Raw genomic sequence first — 16,943 nt, 5'->3', positions numbered from 1 at the left:
ATAGCGCCGTAGCTTCTGTCGTCAGAGGAATCTCGTCCTAGGCATCGTGTTCTTCGTCTCGACCAGATGCACCAGACGCTTCTCGACGTCGACCTGACCGCATCTAAGCGTGACAATTTCCGACGATCGCATACCGGCCTCCAATGCGATGCGAACGATCCAACCGAGCATTGGGTTCGAATGGCCGTCCACCGCACTGAGCAGACGAGCCGACTCGTCGTTATCCAGTCGCCGATTTCTTCCCGGCCCCGGTGACGGGCGTCGAACGTTCATCACCGGATTGCTGCCTAGCCCCCCCCACTCCTTGAGCGCGACGGTAAAAAGATGGCCAAGCAACGCCAACTCAAGGCGAACCGTATTGCTCGCCCTGGGGATCGGATTTCCTAGAGAATCTACACGCCCCTCCCCCGCCAAGCACCTATCGCGATACTGGGCAACCATGTCGGACGTTATAGCGGCGAGAGAATACTTACCGAAGAATGCGATCAACGGGATGAATCGATTGCGTTCACCTGCTTGGGTCGGAGGTCTTTTCGTCGGAGTCACATCAGCCAAATAACGCGACATGGCCTTTTCCAGCGTCAAGCGCTTAGATGGCGCACGTTGCACGTACAGCCCCCGGACCATTTCGTCCTCTCTGCGCCAAGCCCAATCCTGAGCGTCCTTTTTCAGTCGGAAGGCGCAGATGTCCAGAAAAAAATCCCCACGCAAATCATTGATTGCAAAACAAAAAGCCCTTGACGTCACCGTCAAGGGCTTTTCTTTACTACTTGGTAGGCCGTGCTGGGTTCGAACCAGCGACCAAGGGATTATGAGTCCCCTGCTCTAACCGCTGAGCTAACGGCCCTAAACTACCGGCGCTCGCTCAGCAGCAATCAATTGCCTTCGAGGAACGACTTGAGCTTGTCGGAACGGCTCGGGTGACGCAACTTGCGCAGCGCCTTGGCTTCGATCTGACGAATACGCTCACGCGTCACGTCGAACTGCTTGCCCACTTCCTCGAGCGTATGGTCCGTGCTCATCTCGATACCGAATCGCATGCGCAGCACCTTCGCTTCACGCGGCGTCAGCGAATCGAGCACGTCCTTCACGACGTCGCGCATACTACCATGCAATGCGGCGTCGGCAGGTGCGACCGTGCCGGTATCTTCAATGAAATCGCCCAAATGCGAATCGTCGTCGTCACCGATCGGCGTTTCCATGGAGATCGGTTCCTTCGCGATCTTCATGATCTTGCGGATCTTGTCCTCCGGCATTTCCATCTTCTCGGCCAGCGTCGCCGGATCCGGCTCAACACCGGTTTCCTGCAGAATCTGACGCGAAATCCGGTTCATCTTGTTGATCGTTTCGATCATGTGCACCGGAATACGGATGGTACGTGCCTGGTCCGCGATCGAACGCGTGATGGCCTGACGAATCCACCACGTCGCGTACGTCGAGAACTTGTAACCACGACGGTATTCGAACTTGTCCACCGCCTTCATCAGGCCGATGTTGCCTTCCTGAATCAGATCCAGGAACTGCAGACCACGGTTCGTGTACTTCTTCGCAATCGAAATCACCAGACGCAAGTTCGCTTCGGTCATCTCGCGCTTGGCCTTGCGGGCACGGCGCTCGCCTTCCGACATCTTGCGATTGACGTCCTTCAACTCGGTCAGCGGCAACACCACGCGCGCTTGCAGGTCGATCAGCTTCTGCTGCAATTCCTGAACGGCCGGCACGTTACGCTCAACCACCGAGCTGTATGCCTTGTTGTCGGCCACGACCGTGTAGATCCAGTCGAGATTGGTTTCGTTGCCCGGGAAACGCGACACGAAATCAGCACGCGGCATGCCGCACTTGTCGACCACGATGTTCAGGATCGCACGCTCGATGTTGCGCACTTCGTCCACCTGCGAACGCAGCGTGTCGCACAGACGCTCGACCGTACGCGCCGTGAAACGGATCGTCATCAGTTCAGCCTGGATCGACTCGCCAGCCTTCACGTACGGCTTCGACTGGTAGCCCTCCTTCTCGAATGCTCGACGCATCTTGCCGAACCAGTCGGCGATCACGGCGAACTTGGCGAGCGAGTCACGCTTGAGCTGCTCGACCTGCGCTGCCGAAGCTGCGCCGCCGTTGCTGCTGTCCTCTTCCTCGTCGCCTTCTTCCTCTTCCTCTTCTTCCTCAGCGTCTTCCGCATCGGCGTCGAAGTCTTCGTCGTCAGAGGCTGCGGCGGCCGCGTTGGCTTCCGCATTCGGATCGATCAGGCCGTCGACAACTTCGTCGATGCGCATTTCTTCACGCTCGACCTTCTCGGCCATCGCCAGGATCTCGGCAATCGTCGTCGGGCATGCGGAGATGGCCTGCACCATGTGCTTCAAGCCTTCTTCGATGCGCTTGGCGATCTCGATTTCTCCTTCACGCGTCAGCAGCTCGACCGTCCCCATTTCGCGCATGTACATACGCACCGGGTCAGTCGTGCGGCCGAACTCCGAATCGACCGTCGAGAGGGCCGCTTCCGCCTGCTCCTCAACTTCGTCGTCCGTCGCAGCGTTCGGGGCATTGTCGTTGAGCAGCAGCGTCTCGGCATCGGGTGCCTGCTCGTAGACAGCCACGCCCATGTCGTTAAACGTTGCGATCACGCCTTCCAGCGCGTCGCCTTCGACCACATCGTCGGGGAGGTGGTCATTGATCTCTGCAAAGGTCAGGAAGCCTCGTTCCTTGCCCAGCTTGATCAGTGTCCGCAGCTTGCCACGACGTTCCTCAAGTTCCTCCGCCGTACCGGGCTGGTGCGAGGAAAATGCGTCCTTGAGCAGTGCTTTCTCTTTTGCCCGGCGATCACGCGCCTTCTGCTTTTCCACTTTGGTCTGATCTTCGTTCACGGGTTGATCATTAGTATTCGCTGCGACGTTCTGCTCCCCCGGGGCGGCGGTCTTCGCGGCTCTGCCGCGTGCTTTGGTCGGGACGACCGGCTCGACTGCTGCCGGCGTAACCTCCACCACTGCCTCCGGTTTGCTGGAAGCCCCGGTCTTGCGTGAGGCTTTCGTCGCAGGTGTACTGCGGCCCGCCGGGCTCGAAGCCTTGGCGGTAGTTGCGCTCTTCGCGCTTTTTTCAGCGGGTTGTCGGGCCTGCGGTTTCCCGCCTGCCGTCGCCTTCGCGGCCGTTGCCGGCTTGGTCGCCTTGACCGCCTTCGCAGTCGTGGCGGGCGGCTCGGACTTCACCGTCGGCCTGGCTGCCTTGGCAGCCCCCACCGTCGCGGCGGTCGCACTCTTGCGCTTGGTGACATCGGTCACCTTCGCAGCCGTATTGCCGGTTGCCTTCGTGGCACCGGCAGCTGCCTTAGTTTGCGTAGTACGTTTCGCCGAACTTGCCTGGCTGGCTGTTTTCTTCGTGGCTTGCGACATTGCACCGGCTTTTCCTGCAACGCCAGCTTTCGCAGAACGAGACGTCCCCTTTCCACCTGACGCCGCCGCCGCACTGGTCGCGCGTTTAGCTGTCGGTGAAGGGATAACCGTCTTTTTTCCGCTGGTCGTTGTCATCTTTGCCATAGCGATCTCGCTTGCCAGAAAACAGCCCACTGAAAACCTTTAATTATAGCACGCGGGCATACCTCAACTTCGCGCGCCTCCTGTGCTGGCCGTAGCCAGCCACCGCTTCAATTCGTCACGTTCCCGCGACAGCGCCTGAGCGTGGCGCAATTCATCGGGCGTCAACGACGCCCGCTTGAAAATCGTCTCCAACTCTTCGCACAACCGGTCGTACTGCAAACGCCGGATGGCACTACGCAACTCGGTGAGGCGCAAGGCAATCTGCTCTTCGCGACGCTCGACCTGCGCCTCATCGGCCGGATCGAACAACATCAGATCCCGCGCGTTTTCTTCAAATGCCAGAATTTCGCGGATGATGTCATCGAAACTGGCCCAGTTCGGTGAAATCCGCAGTCGATCCGACATATAGCGGAAATCGGCCTGCGCACCCATTTCGCGGCACAGCGTCAGCACTTCCGAGAAAATCTCGCCGTGCTGCCCCATCTCCCGCAAAATCTTCGTCTCTTCTTCGGTTAATTCGTTTCCCAGCGCCGGGAACATCAGCAAGTTCTGCAACGCCCGATGTTCGGTGCCGACCACGCGACGCTTCTCGCGCTTGGCCGGCGCTTTGTCCCACGTGTTCTGACGGCGCGCAGCGCCGATGTGCAACTCGCAAAGCTCCGCGACTTCCTCGACCGAACTGCCCACGCGCTCGGCCAGCGCATGAATGATCTGGCCACGCAGCGCGTTCGCGGGCATCTGCTGCAACAGCGGCTTGGCCTCGAACAACGCACGCGCCCGCCCTTCAGGCTGGTGCATTTCCTTGCCCGCCGTCACTTCGCCGATCAGGAACTGCGACATCGGCATGGCGCGCGAGACTTCGTCTGCAAACGCCTGCGTGCCGTGCTCGCGCACATAGCTGTCCGGATCGTGCTCGCTCGGCAAAAATAGAAACTTGAAACTCCGGTTGTCGTCGGCGTGCGGCAGACAGGCTTCAAGTGCACGACGCGCCGCCCGGCGCCCCGCCGCATCTCCATCGAAGCTGAACACCACCGTTTCGGTCTGGCGCAGGAGCTTCTGAACATGCATCGGCGTGCAAGCCGTACCGAGCGTTGCGACCGCCTGCGGAAAGCCAAGCTGCGCCAGCGCCACGACATCCATATAGCCTTCGACCACCAGCACATAGCCCGCATCTCGAATGCCGATCCGCGCTTCGAACAACCCATACAACTCGCTGCCCTTACTGAAGAGCGGCGTCTCGGGCGAATTCAGATACTTGGGCTCACCCTTGTCCAGCACGCGTCCGCCGAAGGCGATGACCTGCCCTTTCGTATTCCGGATCGGAAACATGATCCGGTCGCGGAAACGGTCATAGCGTCGCTTCGTGCTGCCCGGCTCGCCCTTCTCGCTCTCGATGACGAGGCCCGCGTCAAGCAACTGGTCGTCGCGATAATTCTCGAACGCCGCTTCCAGGTTCTGCCAGGCTTCCGGGGCGTAACCGAGCCCGAAATGCGCGGCAATCTCCCCCGTCAATCCACGTCGCTTCAAATATTCGATAGCCACCGGCGCGCCGCGCAGCTGCTTGCGGTAGTAGTCGCAAGCGCGCGTCATCACGTCGACGAGGCCGAGGGTCTGCGCACGTTGCGCGGCCGGTGCCGGTGCGCCCGGCAGCGGCGCCTCTCGCGGCACGTCCAGCCCGACGTTGCGGGCCAACTCTTCCACGGCTTCGACAAATCCGAGCCCGGCATGCTCCATCAGGAAGCTGATCGCGCTGCCGTGCGCGCCACATCCGAAGCAGTGATAGAACTGCTTGGTGGGACTCACCGTAAATGAGGGCGACTTCTCGTTATGAAAGGGGCACAGCCCCATGAAGTTCGCCCCGCCCTTCTTCAACTGCACGTAACGACCCACCACCTCGACAATATCGACGCGGTTGAGCAAGTCCTGCAAAAACGACTGGGGAATCACTGGATCGGTGCCATCGCAACGCGGTGCCGCACCGTCGCACAAGCGACAGCGCCGTACCGCACTACCGGATTACGCAGCCAACGCCGCCTTCACTTGCGCGGACACGACAGTCATGTCGGCACGGCCGGCCAACAGGCCCTTGAGCACGCCCATCACCTTACCCATGTCCTGCGGGCCGGCTGCGCCCGTTTGCGCCACGGCCGCCTTCACCGCCTGCGCAACTTCGTCTGCCGAGAGTTGCTGCGGCATGTAGACCATGAGTACTTCGACTTCGGCGGCTTCCTTATCGGCCAGATCGGCGCGGCCAGCGGCCTGGAACTGACTGATGGAATCTTTGCGTTGTTTGATCAGTTTGTCGACGATGGCAACGGTGGCCGCGTCATCAAGGGTGATGCGCTCGTCGACTTCCTTTTGCTTGATTGCCGCAAGCAGCAGGCGGATGGTCCCCAGTTTGTCGGCGGCCTTGGCACGCATGGCCGTCTTCATGTCTTCGTTAATGCGTTCTTTCAGACTCATGAGCAGGGATTCCGGAATTCGATTACGTTTCAGTGTAGTGCATGCCGCCCCAAAGAAAAGGACGGCGACGGTGTGACACGCACCGCCCTGCGCCGCTGCCGGTGTACTGGCGCAGCGTTCAGCGGGGCCACAAAGCACAAAAACCCGCTTGCGGAAACGATCACACGTGCGATCACAAGCGGGCTCGCCGGAGACTTGGACCGCCCGGACACCGGCATTGTTCGATGCCTCATGCCGCTGGCGTATCGGACGCTAATCTTCAGGTAATGCGCCGGAGGCGTCTAAAACCGACAAAAACGCCTTCCGAAACGACTGTTACGACAGATACAGCGCCGTCTCCACGAAGGAGAGAGCGTAGCATAACGCTCTAGTGGCCGTCTACGACAGCGCGTCGCCTTGGGGCGGGCGAATTCCGTCGACTCCCTCAAGCTCACTTCGGGTTACCGGCGGCCATCCATGTTGTCGCGTGCTAGTCAGACGCGCCATCTGCGGCCTTGCCCGCCTGGATGCTTTCGGACATTGCCCGCGCACAGGCCACCGCCGACGCCCACGCCCACTGGAAGTTGTAGCCGCCGAGCCAGCCCGTCACGTCGACCACTTCCCCAACGAAGTGCAACCCCGGTTGCGAACGCGCCTCCAGCGTGGACGAAGACAGTGCGCGAGTGTCGACGCCACCGCGCGTCACTTCCGCCTTGCGCCACCCTTCCGAGCCGCAAGGCTTGAGCGTCCAGCCGGAAAAGGCCTGCGCGAGCGAGCGCAATGCCTTGTCCGGCAACTCCTGCACGCGTGCTTGCGGCGAGAGGCCGCTATTGGCGACCCATGCATCCGCCAGTCGCGCCGGAACCCACTGCGCCAGCAAGTTGCTCAATTGACGTTTGGACGACACCTTGGCATCAAACAGCGCCGCCTCGATATCAGACGTCGGCGCGAGGTTCAGTGTAATCGGCTGTCCCGGCGTCCAGAAACTGGAAATCTGAAGAATCGCCGGTCCGGACAGACCGCGGTGCGTGAACAACAGATCCTCAAGAAAGCTGCCGGCATCTTTACCTTTGCCCGTACTGACATCGACTTCCAGTGACAAACCCGAAAGTCCGGCGAAGGGTGCCCAAGTCGACGCATCGAACATCAGCGGAACGAGCGCCGGTCGCGGCTCTACGATATCCAGACCGAACTGACGCGCAATCCGATACCCCCAATCCGTCGCCCCGATCTTCGGAATCGACAGTCCACCGGTCGCGATCACGAGACGTTTTGCTGCGATATGCCCTGCATCTGTCGTCAAGTGATAGCGATGCGCCCCACCTGCCTCTGTGTACGCGACGGTATGGACCGCACATGGCATGCGCCAGTGCACATGCCCCGCAGCGCACTCGTTTCGTAGCATTTCGATGACGTCTTCGGCACTTTCGTCGCAGAAGAGCTGACCACGATGCTTTTCGTGCCACGCAATACGATGGCGCTTGAGCAGGTCGAGGAAGTCGCGCGGGGTGTAGCGCGCGAGCGCCGAACGGCAGAAACGTGGATTCTCCGACAGATAGTTCGCCGGGCCCGCATTGATATTGGTGAAATTGCAGCGACCGCCGCCCGAGATTCGAATCTTCTCAGCGAGACGCGTCGCGTGATCGATGAGCACCACGCGCAGGCCCAGTTGCCCGGCCACCGCCGCGCACATCAGGCCGGCTGCGCCAGCACCCACAATCGCTACATCGAACTTTTCCATGGCGCGCATTGTAACCGGCAGCCGACGGGGTCGACTGGTATACTTCTGGGTTCCCCATTAAAGTTGACGCTGCGCGCATCCCCATCCGCCATGCTGGTTCTAGGCATTGAAAGCTCCTGCGACGAAACCGGGCTCGCCCTCTACGACACTGAGGTCGGGCTGCTCTCGCACGCGCTGCATTCGCAGATTGCAATGCATCGCGAGTACGGTGGCGTGGTGCCCGAACTGGCGTCGCGCGACCACATTCGTCGCGCCCTGCCACTAGCCGAAGAGGTGCTCGCTCAAGCTGGCAAGCCGCTGAGCGCCGTCGACGCCATCGCCTACACGCAAGGCCCCGGTCTCGCAGGCGCGCTGCTGGTGGGCGCAAGCGTCGCCAACGCCCTTGCGTTCGCACTCGACCGCCCGGTCGTCGGCGTGCACCACCTCGAAGGCCACTTGCTGTCGCCGCTGCTCGCGCCGGACGCGCCCGACTTCCCCTTCGTCGCCCTGCTGGTTTCCGGCGGCCACACGCAGTTAATGGAAGTCCGCGCGTTCGGACAGTACGCCATGCTCGGCGAAACGCTCGACGATGCGGCCGGCGAAGCCTTCGACAAGACGGCCAAACTGCTCGGACTCGGCTACCCGGGCGGCCCTGCCGTCTCGCGTCTGGCCGACTTCGGCACACCGGGACGCTTCGACCTGCCACGCCCGATGAAGCACTCCGGCAATCTGGATTTCAGCTTCAGCGGCCTGAAAACGGCGGTGCTCACGCAGGTCCGCAATCTCGGCGGCAACGTCTGCGAGCAGGAGAAAGCCGACCTCGCGCGTGGCTTCGTCGACGCGATTGTCGACGTCCTCGTCGCCAAGTCGATGGCCGCCCTGAAGCAAACCGGCATGAAGACGCTGGTCGTCGCCGGTGGCGTGGGTGCCAACGCGCAACTGCGGGCCGGGCTGAACGAAGCAGCGCGCCGCCGTGGCTACCGCGTGCATTACCCCGACCTCGCGTTCTGCACCGATAACGGCGCCATGATCGCCTTTGCGGGCGCGATGCGCCTCAAGCACTGGCCGGACGAAGCGGATAGCGAATACGCCTACACAGTGCGCCCGCGCTGGGATCTGGCCGATATCGTGCGAACTGTTTGACGCGACGTCGATGGCTTGACGATCCGCACATCCTTCGACGAACGTCCAAGAAAAAACCGCTCGGAGGAGCGGTTTTTTTACGTCTGACGAAAGTCTCGGACGATCACGCCGCCACGCGCTTATCGCGCTCGATTACGGCGTAAGCGCTGTGATTGTGAATCGATTCGAAGTTCTCGGCCTGAAGCACATACGCCGCGACGCGCGGCTCGTTGTTCAGACGCGTCGCCACGTCACGCACCAGATCCTCCACGAACTTCGGATTCTCATAGGCACGCTCGGTCACGTACTTCTCGTCCGGGCGCTTGAGCAGCCCCCACAACTCGCACGACGCCTCCTCTTCCGCCATCCGCACCAGTTCTTCAACCGCGATATCGCCTGCGATCTCCGCGTCGATGGTGATGTGCGAGCGCTGATTGTGCGCACCATATTGCGAGATCTTCTTCGAGCACGGGCACAGGCTCGTGACCGGCACGAGCACCTTGAGCCACACGCGCGTCTCGCCCTTGCGCACGTCGCCGGTCAACGTGACTTCGTAGTCCATCAGGCTCTGCACGCCCGAGACCGGTGCCGTCTTGTTGATGAAGTACGGGAACGTGACTTCAATGCGGCCAGCTTCGGCTTCGAGCTTATCGAGCATGCTGGCGAGCATCGCGCGGAAGCCCGCAACGTTCATCGGCTCGCGGTTCGCTTCGAGCAAGGCGACGAAACGCGACATGTGCGTGCCCTTCTGGTCGGCAGGCAAATGCACGTCGAGATTGAACAGGCCGATGGTGGCCTGCACGTCGCCGTCGGCCAGACGCACTGACAACGGATGACGCACACCGCGCACACCAACACGCTGAATCGGAATCTGCCGGGTATCGACGGTGCTCTGCACATCCGGCATGACGAAAGCGGGGTTCATCTGGTTCATCTAATTTCCTTCTTTGCCGGCAAGCCGACTGGGGGGGAGGCAATGGGCAAACGTATCCGACACACGGCTCGCGAGCCTCTGCCGAGTGGCGTCGGGAACGTGCCGGAGAACCCCGGCACGGGATGGGGAATGCGTCTTTCAAAACGAAACGATCCGGCGCTTGGGCCGGATCGTTCGGAGACTCGAGACTACCGGACAAGTCAGGCGACGAGCTTTGCCGCGGTCTTGCCGGTTGTCTGAGTGGCCTCTGCCGACGGAAGATCGAAGCGCTCGCAGATCGACTTGGCGATACCTGCGGCGTCGAGCCCCACACCGGACAGCAACAATGCCGGGTCGCCATGATCGATGAAGCGATCGGGCAGGCCCAATTGTAGTACGGGTCGATTACCCCCGCTGGCCAACAGGGATTCGGCCACTGCCGAGCCCGCGCCGCCCATGATGCTGCCCTCTTCGACCGTCACGAGGTAATCGTGCGATTGCGCCAGTCGTGCGATCAGTTCGTCGTCGATCGGCTTGACAAAGCGCATGTCGGCCACGGTCGCGTCGAGTTGCTCCGCCGCTGCAAGCGACGGGGCAACCATGCTACCGAAAGCGAGAATGGCGACGCGACGTCCGGTTTCCGCCTGACTCTCGCGACGCACCACGCCCTTGCCGATCGGCAGCGCCGTCATCGTCTGCTCGATCACCGCCCCCGTGCCTGCGCCACGCGGATAACGCACCGCCGACGGACCGTCGATCTGCACACCGGTGTACAGCATCTGGCGGCATTCGTTCTCGTCCGACGGCGCCATCACGACCATGTTCGGAATGCAGCGCATGAACGGAATGTCGTACGCACCGGCGTGGGTCGCACCGTCGGCACCCACGAGGCCCGAGCGGTCCAGTGCGAACACGACTGGCAGGTTCTGCAGCGCGACGTCGTGAATCAGTTGATCGTAACCACGTTGCAGGAACGTCGAGTAGATCGCGACGATCGGCTTCAGACCTTCGGTCGCCATGCCGCCAGCAAACGTCACCGCATGCTGCTCGGCGATGCCCACGTCGTAGTAACGATCCGGGAAACGCTTCTCGAACTCGACGAGGCCGGAGCCCTCGCGCATGGCCGGCGTAATGCCCACAATGCGCTTGTCCACCGCCGCGATATCGCACAACCAGTCGCCGAACACTTGCGTGTACGTCTTCTTGCTGCTCGTGCTCGGCTTGATACCTTCGGCCGGGTTGAACTTACCCGGACCGTGATAGAGCACCGGGTCGGCTTCCGCGAGCTTGTAGCCATAGCCCTTGCGCGTGACGACGTGCAGGAACTGCGGGCCCTTCAGATTCTTGATGTTCTCGAGCGTCGGAATCAGCGAGTCGAGGTCGTGACCGTCGATCGGGCCGATGTAGTTGAAGCCGAATTCTTCGAACATCGTGGCCGGTACGACCATGCCCTTGGCATGCTCTTCGAACTTGCGCGCCAGCTCCAGCACCGGGGGTGCCACGCTCAGCACCCTCTCCACGCCCTTCTTCGCGGCCGCATAGAAACGGCCCGACATCAGGCGAGCCAGATAGCGGTTGAGCGCGCCGACCGGCGGCGAGATCGACATGTCGTTGTCGTTGAGGATGACCAGCAGCGGCACGTCTTCATGCACGCCCGCGTTGTTCATCGCCTCGAACGCCATACCGGCCGTCATCGAACCGTCGCCGATCACGGCGATGCCGAAGCGGTTCTCACCCTTCGTGCGTGCGCCGAGCGCCATGCCGAGCGCCGCCGAGATCGACGTGCTCGAATGCGCCGTGCCGAACGTGTCGTACGGTGATTCGTCGCGCTTCGGGAAACCCGAGATGCCGCCGAGCTGACGCAGGGAACCCATCTGTTCGCGACGACCCGTGAGAATCTTATGCGGATAGCTCTGGTGGCCCACGTCCCAGACAATGCGATCTTCCGGCGTGTTGAAGACGTAGTGCAGCGCAATCGTCAACTCGACCGTGCCGAGGTTGGACGACAGGTGGCCGCCAGTACGCGACACACTCTCAAGCACGAAAGCCCGCAGCTCTTCGGCCAGCGGCGCGAGTTGGCGACGCTCCAGACGCCGCAAATCGGCCGGGTCATCGATAGTATTTAGAAGTTCGTACATCGTCGTTCCATATATAGGCGTTCTTTACCGGGCAACTCCCCCTGTGAGTTGTTCCCGATCTCCTGCCGATGCGTTCTGTGGGGAGAAACGCGTCGACCCTCCTTGCCCCTTGCTTATCGCTACTGCCTGCAGGCCCTCGTACGCATTGGCCCGCGCCCCAGGAACTGCTCAGAATACTCATTTGCCGATGATGCGTCGCAATGTGACTTTCGCCACGAATCGTCGGCTTACATCTAATCTACGTCGGTTAATTAATGCGATCGACGACGTAATCGGCCAGTGCACGCAGACGATCCGCGTTACCCAGCGACGCGCTTGCTGCATGCGCATCGGCACGCAGCTTTTCCGCGTAGTCGCGTGCGCCGTCGAGGCCCATCAGCGACACGTAGGTCGGCTTGTCGTTGGCGGCGTCCTTGCCTGCGGTCTTGCCCAGCGTGGCCGAATCGGCCGTCGTGTCGAGAATGTCGTCCACCACCTGGAAAGCCAGTCCGACGGCTGCCGCGTAGGCGTCGAGCGCGACCGTTTCGTCGTCCGACAGCGCGCGACCACAAATAGCGCCCATACGCAGCGAAGCACGCAGCAATGCGCCCGTCTTCAGGCGATGCATGTTTTCCAGTTGCGACTGCGTAAGCTTGATGCCCACGCTTTCCAGATCGATGGCCTGACCGCCGGCCATGCCGAGCGCGCCCGAGGCCAGCGCCAGTTCGCGCACCAGCGCGAGCGACTGCGCCGCGCTCAGATCGCCCGTCGCCTCGCCCAACAGCGCGAAGGCCTGCGTCTGCAGACCGTCGCCGGCGAGCAGGCCGGTCGCTTCGTCGTACTGCACGTGCACCGTCGGCTTGCCACGGCGCAGGTCGTCATCGTCCATGCACGGCAGATCGTCGTGCACCAGCGAATACGCATGAATCATTTCGACGGCGCAAGCCGCGCGGTCGAGGGCCGTCTCGCTGGCTTGCGTCACCTCGCCTGCAGCGAAGCACAGCAGCGGGCGCACCCGCTTGCCGCCGCCGAGCACGGCGTAACGCATCGATTCGTTGAGTCGCGCCGAGCCACCATCGGCTGCCTTGGGCAGCGCAGCGTCGAGCGCCTGTTCCACACGAGCCTGTACTGCCTGCATCCAGGCCTTGATATTCTGATCCGCCATCGTCTTCGTCCTGCACGTGCCCGTCGGGCCGTGCTTGTTATTGAAGCGCCCCGGTGTCTTGCTGGGGGACGCCTTGGGTCGTGGGTCGTCTTGCCGTAATTCGGATTGGCCGCTCAGGCGACTTAGAACTCGTCGCGCGACGACGCTTCGAGCGGCTTGAGCGTCTCGCCTTCGAGCACCTTCACCTGCTGCTCGACCTTCTCGAGCAGACCCTGGCAATATTTCACCAGAACGGCGCCGCGCCGATACGCGCCCAACGATTCTTCCAGTCCCAGCTCACCGCCCTCCATGCGTCCGACGAGCTGTTCGAGCTCAGCCAGCGCAGCCTCATAGGTCTCGGGCAGGTCTTGCGGCACCTCGGGCGCCGCGTCTTGCGACTTTGCAGTCTTGGCCATAAACGCAAAATTCGGGTCGAATGTTCCATTTTACGGCAAAAGCGCATTAGCTCGCAGAGCGTAAATTGCCTGAAATCGGGTCCGGATGACTTTTTTCGGACATTATTTAACGTAAATCATGGACTTAGCACCCCCCGGATGCTTAGACCGGGTATAATCGTCGGTTCCCTAAATCGATTTTTCGATGGTTGGGTTGTTCACTGCTTTCATGCTAGTCGGGAGTGGGAATGTCCAATCTAAGCAGCGCTTTGCAACTAAAACCGGCCTCAAGCCAACTGCCGGTCTACACGTATTTCGACGAGGCGCTCCTCGCCCGCGAGCGTGAAGTCCTGTTTAAGCACGGCCCCCGCTATGTGGGCCACGAATTGATGGTCCCGGAAGTCGGCGATTATTTCGCCCTTCCGGCAGAGCAGGAAGGTCGCATGCTGGTCCGCAATGGTGCGGGCGAGCAGAACGGCATCGAATTGCTCTCGAACGTCTGCCGTCATCGTCAGGCGGTTATGCTCAATGGGCGTGGGAACACGCCCAATATCGTTTGCCCGCTTCACCGTTGGACTTACGACACAAAGGGCGAACTGCTCGGCGCGCCGCATTTCCCGGAGAAGCCCTGTCTGAACCTCGGCAAGTTCCCGCTGCAACGCTGGAACGGGCTGCTGTTCGAAGCAGAAGGCCGCGATGTGCAGGCCGATCTCGCACGACTGGGCGTAAAGCACCATCTCGACTTCTCGAACTTCATGTTCGATCACGTCGAAGTGCACGAATGTAACTACAACTGGAAGACGTTCATCGAGGTTTATCTCGAGGACTATCACGTCGTACCGTTCCATCCCGGCCTGGGCAGCTTCGTTTCGTGCGAAGACCTGAGCTGGGAGTTCGGTGACTGGTATAGCGTCCAGACAGTTGGCGTGCATGAAGGTCTCGCAAAACCCGGCAGCCCCATCTACCGTCAGTGGCACGACGTGCTGCTGCGTTATCGGGAAGGCGTGCCGCCGGACTTCGGTGCGATCTGGATGGTGTACTACCCGCATCTCATGATCGAGTGGTACCCACACGTGCTCGTGGTGTCGTGGCTGATTCCGCACGGACCGCAGAAAACGACGAATATCGTCGAGTTCTATTACCCCGAGGAAATCGCGCTCTTCGAACGCGAATTCATCGAGGCAGAGCGTGCCGCCTATATGGAAACGGCGCGCGAAGACGACGAGATCGCCGAACGCATGGACGCCGGGCGTCGTGCCCTGTTCCAGCGTGGCGCCTCGGAAGTGGGCCCATATCAAAGCCCGATGGAAGACGGCATGCAACACTTCCACGAGTTCCTGCGTCGGCAGATGGGGGATTTCTAAGCTTTCCCAGCCCAGAAATCTCACCGCATGAGAACGCAAAGCCATCTGACGGAAGTCTTGTCAGATCGGCCTCGCGGACGCCATGTGATAACGGCGAGACTGAATTAAATATTTGCCGAAAAAACGCTGAACGGCGGGCCATGTGCCCGCCGTTTTCGTTAGAATCGACGCCATGCTTTCGATATGACCGTGCACTGATCGTTTGTGCTGCACGAGTCGCCTGCGTTCAGCACAAAACGCGCTCGTTCGTCTCTTCGCCGTTATCGGCCACAATTCGCCATGCAATCGCTCTGGATGTTGGTCTCCGCCTTCATGTTCACGTTGATGGGGCTCTTCATCAAACTGGCGGCAAACGAATACAACACCGGCGAAATCGTTCTCTACCGCAGCCTTATCGGCGTGATCGTCCTTCTGGGGCTGGCGCGTATGCGCGGCCAGTCCATTCGTACTCGCCATCTCGGATCGCACGTCAAACGCAGCACGGCTGGCGTCATTTCCCTCGGCCTCTGGTTCTTTTCGCTCACGCAATTGCCGCTCTCCACGGCAATGACGCTCAACTACATGTCGCCGATCTGGATTTCGTTGATCGTGATGGGGACGGCGGCAATGCGCGGTAGCCTGCGCACCGATTTCAGGCTTGTGGCGGCGATCTTCGCCGGTTTCGTCGGCGTGGCGCTCCTGTTGCAGCCGACTATCGACAGTCAGGCCTGGGTTGCCGGTGTCGCAGGCGTCGTCTCGGGCGTGTTCTCGGCCGTCGCATACATGCAGGTCAAAGAGTTGGGCGCAGCGGGCGAACCCGACTGGCGCATCGTCTTCTATTTCTCGGCGGGCGGCGTGCTGCTCGGTCTGGCCTGGGTTGCCATCGAAGGCCTGCACCCGATGACCTGGCGCGGCGCCGGCCTGATGCTGGGCGTCGGGATCGCCGCACTGATTGCGCAGACGGCGCTCACCCGGGCGTTCAGTCTGGGCAATACGCTCGTCACTGCGAATCTCCAATATTCGGGCGTAATCTTCGCTACACTGATCAGCATGCTTGTCTGGGGCGACTGGCCTGCACTGGCCGGCTGGATCGGCATGCTGCTCATCGTAGCGAGCGGCATGACCGCACTTCGTCGGCCTTCCCCCTCCGCCTGATCGCCGCCGAACGAATCCCCCACGCCCGTCTGCGGAGACGCCATGATTCATACGCATTTCACCACGCTCATCAGTCCGCAAAATCTCGATGCGCTGATGCAAACCGCCGCCGGTGGCGGCGCCCCGGTGGTCATCTTCGATTGCCGTTTCGATCTCGCCAACCCCAAGGCCGGCGAGGAAGCCTACGTTCAGGGCCACATCTTCGGCGCGTTCTACGCGCATCTCGAACGTGATCTCTCCGGCAAGACGAACGGCAAGAACGGCCGTCACCCGCTGCCCGATCGCGACGCCCTCGTCCGACATCTCGCCGCATGCGGTCTGTCGAAAGGCCAGCAGGTTGTCGCGTATGACGCACAGGGCGGCATGTACGCCGCACGCCTGTGGTGGTTGCTGCGCTGGCTCGGACATGAGTCGGTCGCGGTACTCGACGGCGGCCTGCAAGCCTGGGAAGCCGCCGGATTCAAGCTCGACGCCGCACCGCCCGAAGCGCCGCCTCCCGGCGATTTCGCGCCGGGCGAGCCACTGGCGACGACGGCAGACGCGGCCGCCATCGAGCGCAATCTCACGTCGCACGAGCGTCTGGTGATCGATGCCCGCGCACCGGACCGCTATCGCGGCGAGAACGAAACCCTCGACCCGATTGGCGGCCATATTCCGGGCGCAAAAAATCGCTTCTTCAAAGACAACCTCGGCGCGGATGGTCGCTTCAAACCCGCTGCCACACTTCGCGAGGAGTTCACACAGGTCATCGGCCACGACCGCCTGCCGGAGCGCGTCATCTCGCAATGCGGCTCGGGCGTGACCGCGTGCCACAATCTGCTGGCAATGGAAGTGGCTGGTCTGCACGGGGCGAGCCTCTACCCCGGCTCGTGGAGCGAGTGGTGCGCGGACAAACGCCGTCCGGTGTCGACGGGCGCACAACCCTGATTTCAGTAGACCAGTAGTGCAAAAGGGCACCCCGACGAGGTGCCCTTTTTTTGTGCCGTGACCCGTCCTGAAATAGGTTGTCACTTTTTCGATGCATTGAAGGAGAGGCAAATGGAGCAAGGGGTCAAGCGGACG

14 protein-coding genes and 1 tRNA gene are annotated in these 16,943 nt (G+C 61.4%); 5 read left to right on the top strand and 10 right to left on the bottom strand.

Annotated features, from left to right (window positions below; all coding sequences use genetic code 11):
• Window positions 1-21: 21 nt before the first annotated feature.
• From PAN31117_RS20830 to rpoD, 3 genes are all read right to left on the bottom strand, one after another.
• Window positions 22-747, bottom strand: coding sequence for a tyrosine-type recombinase/integrase (locus tag PAN31117_RS20830; protein WP_246189206.1), 726 nt, complete (start codon window positions 745-747; stop codon window positions 22-24).
• A gap of 24 nt (window positions 748-771) precedes the next feature.
• Window positions 772-847, bottom strand: a tRNA-Ile gene (locus PAN31117_RS20825).
• Between the two features lie 28 nt (window positions 848-875).
• Complete coding sequence (gene rpoD, locus PAN31117_RS20820) at window positions 876-2,981, bottom strand: RNA polymerase sigma factor RpoD (protein ID WP_246189197.1); 2,106 nt, start codon at window positions 2,979-2,981, stop codon at window positions 876-878.
• A gap of 31 nt (window positions 2,982-3,012) precedes the next feature.
• On the opposite strand from rpoD, the gene PAN31117_RS27555 reads away from it, so the two are divergent.
• Complete coding sequence (locus tag PAN31117_RS27555; RefSeq protein WP_246189196.1) at window positions 3,013-3,573, top strand: hypothetical protein; 561 nt, start codon at window positions 3,013-3,015, stop codon at window positions 3,571-3,573.
• Between the two features lie 20 nt (window positions 3,574-3,593).
• Here PAN31117_RS27555 and dnaG read toward each other — a convergent pair whose 3' ends face one another.
• From dnaG to PAN31117_RS20805, 3 genes are all read right to left on the bottom strand, one after another.
• Window positions 3,594-5,477, bottom strand: a complete 1,884-nt coding sequence (gene dnaG, locus PAN31117_RS20815; protein ID WP_039397355.1) for a DNA primase — start codon at window positions 5,475-5,477, stop codon at window positions 3,594-3,596.
• Between the two features lie 69 nt (window positions 5,478-5,546).
• The gene (locus PAN31117_RS20810) at window positions 5,547-5,993 is read right to left on the bottom strand and encodes a GatB/YqeY domain-containing protein (RefSeq protein WP_150739881.1); all 447 of its coding nucleotides are present in this window, start codon (window positions 5,991-5,993) and stop codon (window positions 5,547-5,549) included.
• A gap of 469 nt (window positions 5,994-6,462) precedes the next feature.
• A complete protein-coding gene (locus tag PAN31117_RS20805) occupies window positions 6,463-7,713 on the bottom strand; it encodes a BaiN/RdsA family NAD(P)/FAD-dependent oxidoreductase (protein WP_150739880.1) in 1,251 nt (416 codons plus the stop codon).
• A gap of 90 nt (window positions 7,714-7,803) precedes the next feature.
• Here PAN31117_RS20805 and tsaD point away from each other — a divergent pair, with 90 nt between their 5' ends.
• On the top strand, window positions 7,804-8,835 hold the full coding sequence (gene tsaD / locus PAN31117_RS20800; protein ID WP_150739879.1) for a tRNA (adenosine(37)-N6)-threonylcarbamoyltransferase complex transferase subunit TsaD: 1,032 nt from the start codon (window positions 7,804-7,806) through the stop codon (window positions 8,833-8,835).
• A 103-nt stretch (window positions 8,836-8,938) separates the two neighbouring features.
• On the opposite strand, the gene folE2 is transcribed toward tsaD, so the two are convergent.
• The 4 genes from folE2 to PAN31117_RS20780 form a co-directional block, all read right to left on the bottom strand.
• Window positions 8,939-9,748 (bottom strand): GTP cyclohydrolase FolE2, encoded by an 810-nt coding sequence (gene folE2 / locus PAN31117_RS20795; protein WP_150739878.1) that lies wholly within the window; start codon window positions 9,746-9,748, stop codon window positions 8,939-8,941.
• Between the two features lie 200 nt (window positions 9,749-9,948).
• Window positions 9,949-11,865: a 1-deoxy-D-xylulose-5-phosphate synthase gene (gene dxs, locus PAN31117_RS20790; protein ID WP_150739877.1), complete on the bottom strand. Its 1,917-nt coding sequence runs from the start codon at window positions 11,863-11,865 to the stop codon at window positions 9,949-9,951.
• Window positions 11,866-12,112: 247 nt separating this feature from the next.
• Window positions 12,113-13,009 carry a polyprenyl synthetase family protein gene (locus tag PAN31117_RS20785; RefSeq protein WP_150739876.1) on the bottom strand — a complete coding sequence of 299 codons (897 nt, stop codon included), beginning with the start codon at window positions 13,007-13,009 and terminating at the stop codon, window positions 12,113-12,115.
• Between the two features lie 122 nt (window positions 13,010-13,131).
• The gene (locus PAN31117_RS20780) at window positions 13,132-13,404 is read right to left on the bottom strand and encodes an exodeoxyribonuclease VII small subunit (RefSeq protein WP_150578213.1); all 273 of its coding nucleotides are present in this window, start codon (window positions 13,402-13,404) and stop codon (window positions 13,132-13,134) included.
• Window positions 13,405-13,631: 227 nt separating this feature from the next.
• On the opposite strand from PAN31117_RS20780, the gene PAN31117_RS20775 reads away from it, so the two are divergent.
• From PAN31117_RS20775 to PAN31117_RS20765, 3 genes are all read left to right on the top strand, one after another.
• Window positions 13,632-14,747 carry an aromatic ring-hydroxylating oxygenase subunit alpha gene (locus PAN31117_RS20775; RefSeq protein ID WP_150739875.1) on the top strand — a complete coding sequence of 372 codons (1,116 nt, stop codon included), beginning with the start codon at window positions 13,632-13,634 and terminating at the stop codon, window positions 14,745-14,747.
• Between the two features lie 279 nt (window positions 14,748-15,026).
• Complete coding sequence (locus PAN31117_RS20770) at window positions 15,027-15,881, top strand: DMT family transporter (RefSeq protein ID WP_150739874.1); 855 nt, start codon at window positions 15,027-15,029, stop codon at window positions 15,879-15,881.
• A 42-nt stretch (window positions 15,882-15,923) separates the two neighbouring features.
• Window positions 15,924-16,808, top strand: coding sequence for a sulfurtransferase (locus tag PAN31117_RS20765; protein ID WP_039397336.1), 885 nt, complete (start codon window positions 15,924-15,926; stop codon window positions 16,806-16,808).
• Window positions 16,809-16,943: the final 135 nt, after the last annotated feature.

Origin of the sequence: Pandoraea anapnoica, from assembly GCF_902459765.1 — a bacterium.
GTDB lineage: Bacteria > Pseudomonadota > Gammaproteobacteria > Burkholderiales > Burkholderiaceae > Pandoraea > Pandoraea anapnoica.
Note: the sequence above shows the minus strand (reverse complement) of the source record. Positions and strands in the feature narration are given on the sequence as shown.

Coding starts and splice junctions, on each gene's coding strand:
- folE2 (WP_150739878.1), bottom strand. CDS start 9,748: ATGAACCAGATGAACCCCGCTTTCGTCATGCCGGATGTGCAGAGCACC.
- PAN31117_RS20780 (WP_150578213.1), bottom strand. CDS start 13,404: ATGGCCAAGACTGCAAAGTCGCAAGACGCGGCGCCCGAGGTGCCGCAA.
- PAN31117_RS20770 (WP_150739874.1), top strand. CDS start 15,027: ATGCAATCGCTCTGGATGTTGGTCTCCGCCTTCATGTTCACGTTGATG.
- PAN31117_RS20810 (WP_150739881.1), bottom strand. CDS start 5,993: ATGAGTCTGAAAGAACGCATTAACGAAGACATGAAGACGGCCATGCGT.
- tsaD (WP_150739879.1), top strand. CDS start 7,804: ATGCTGGTTCTAGGCATTGAAAGCTCCTGCGACGAAACCGGGCTCGCC.
- PAN31117_RS20775 (WP_150739875.1), top strand. CDS start 13,632: ATGTCCAATCTAAGCAGCGCTTTGCAACTAAAACCGGCCTCAAGCCAA.
- PAN31117_RS20785 (WP_150739876.1), bottom strand. CDS start 13,009: ATGGCGGATCAGAATATCAAGGCCTGGATGCAGGCAGTACAGGCTCGT.
- PAN31117_RS20805 (WP_150739880.1), bottom strand. CDS start 7,713: ATGGAAAAGTTCGATGTAGCGATTGTGGGTGCTGGCGCAGCCGGCCTG.
- dxs (WP_150739877.1), bottom strand. CDS start 11,865: ATGTACGAACTTCTAAATACTATCGATGACCCGGCCGATTTGCGGCGT.
- PAN31117_RS20765 (WP_039397336.1), top strand. CDS start 15,924: ATGATTCATACGCATTTCACCACGCTCATCAGTCCGCAAAATCTCGAT.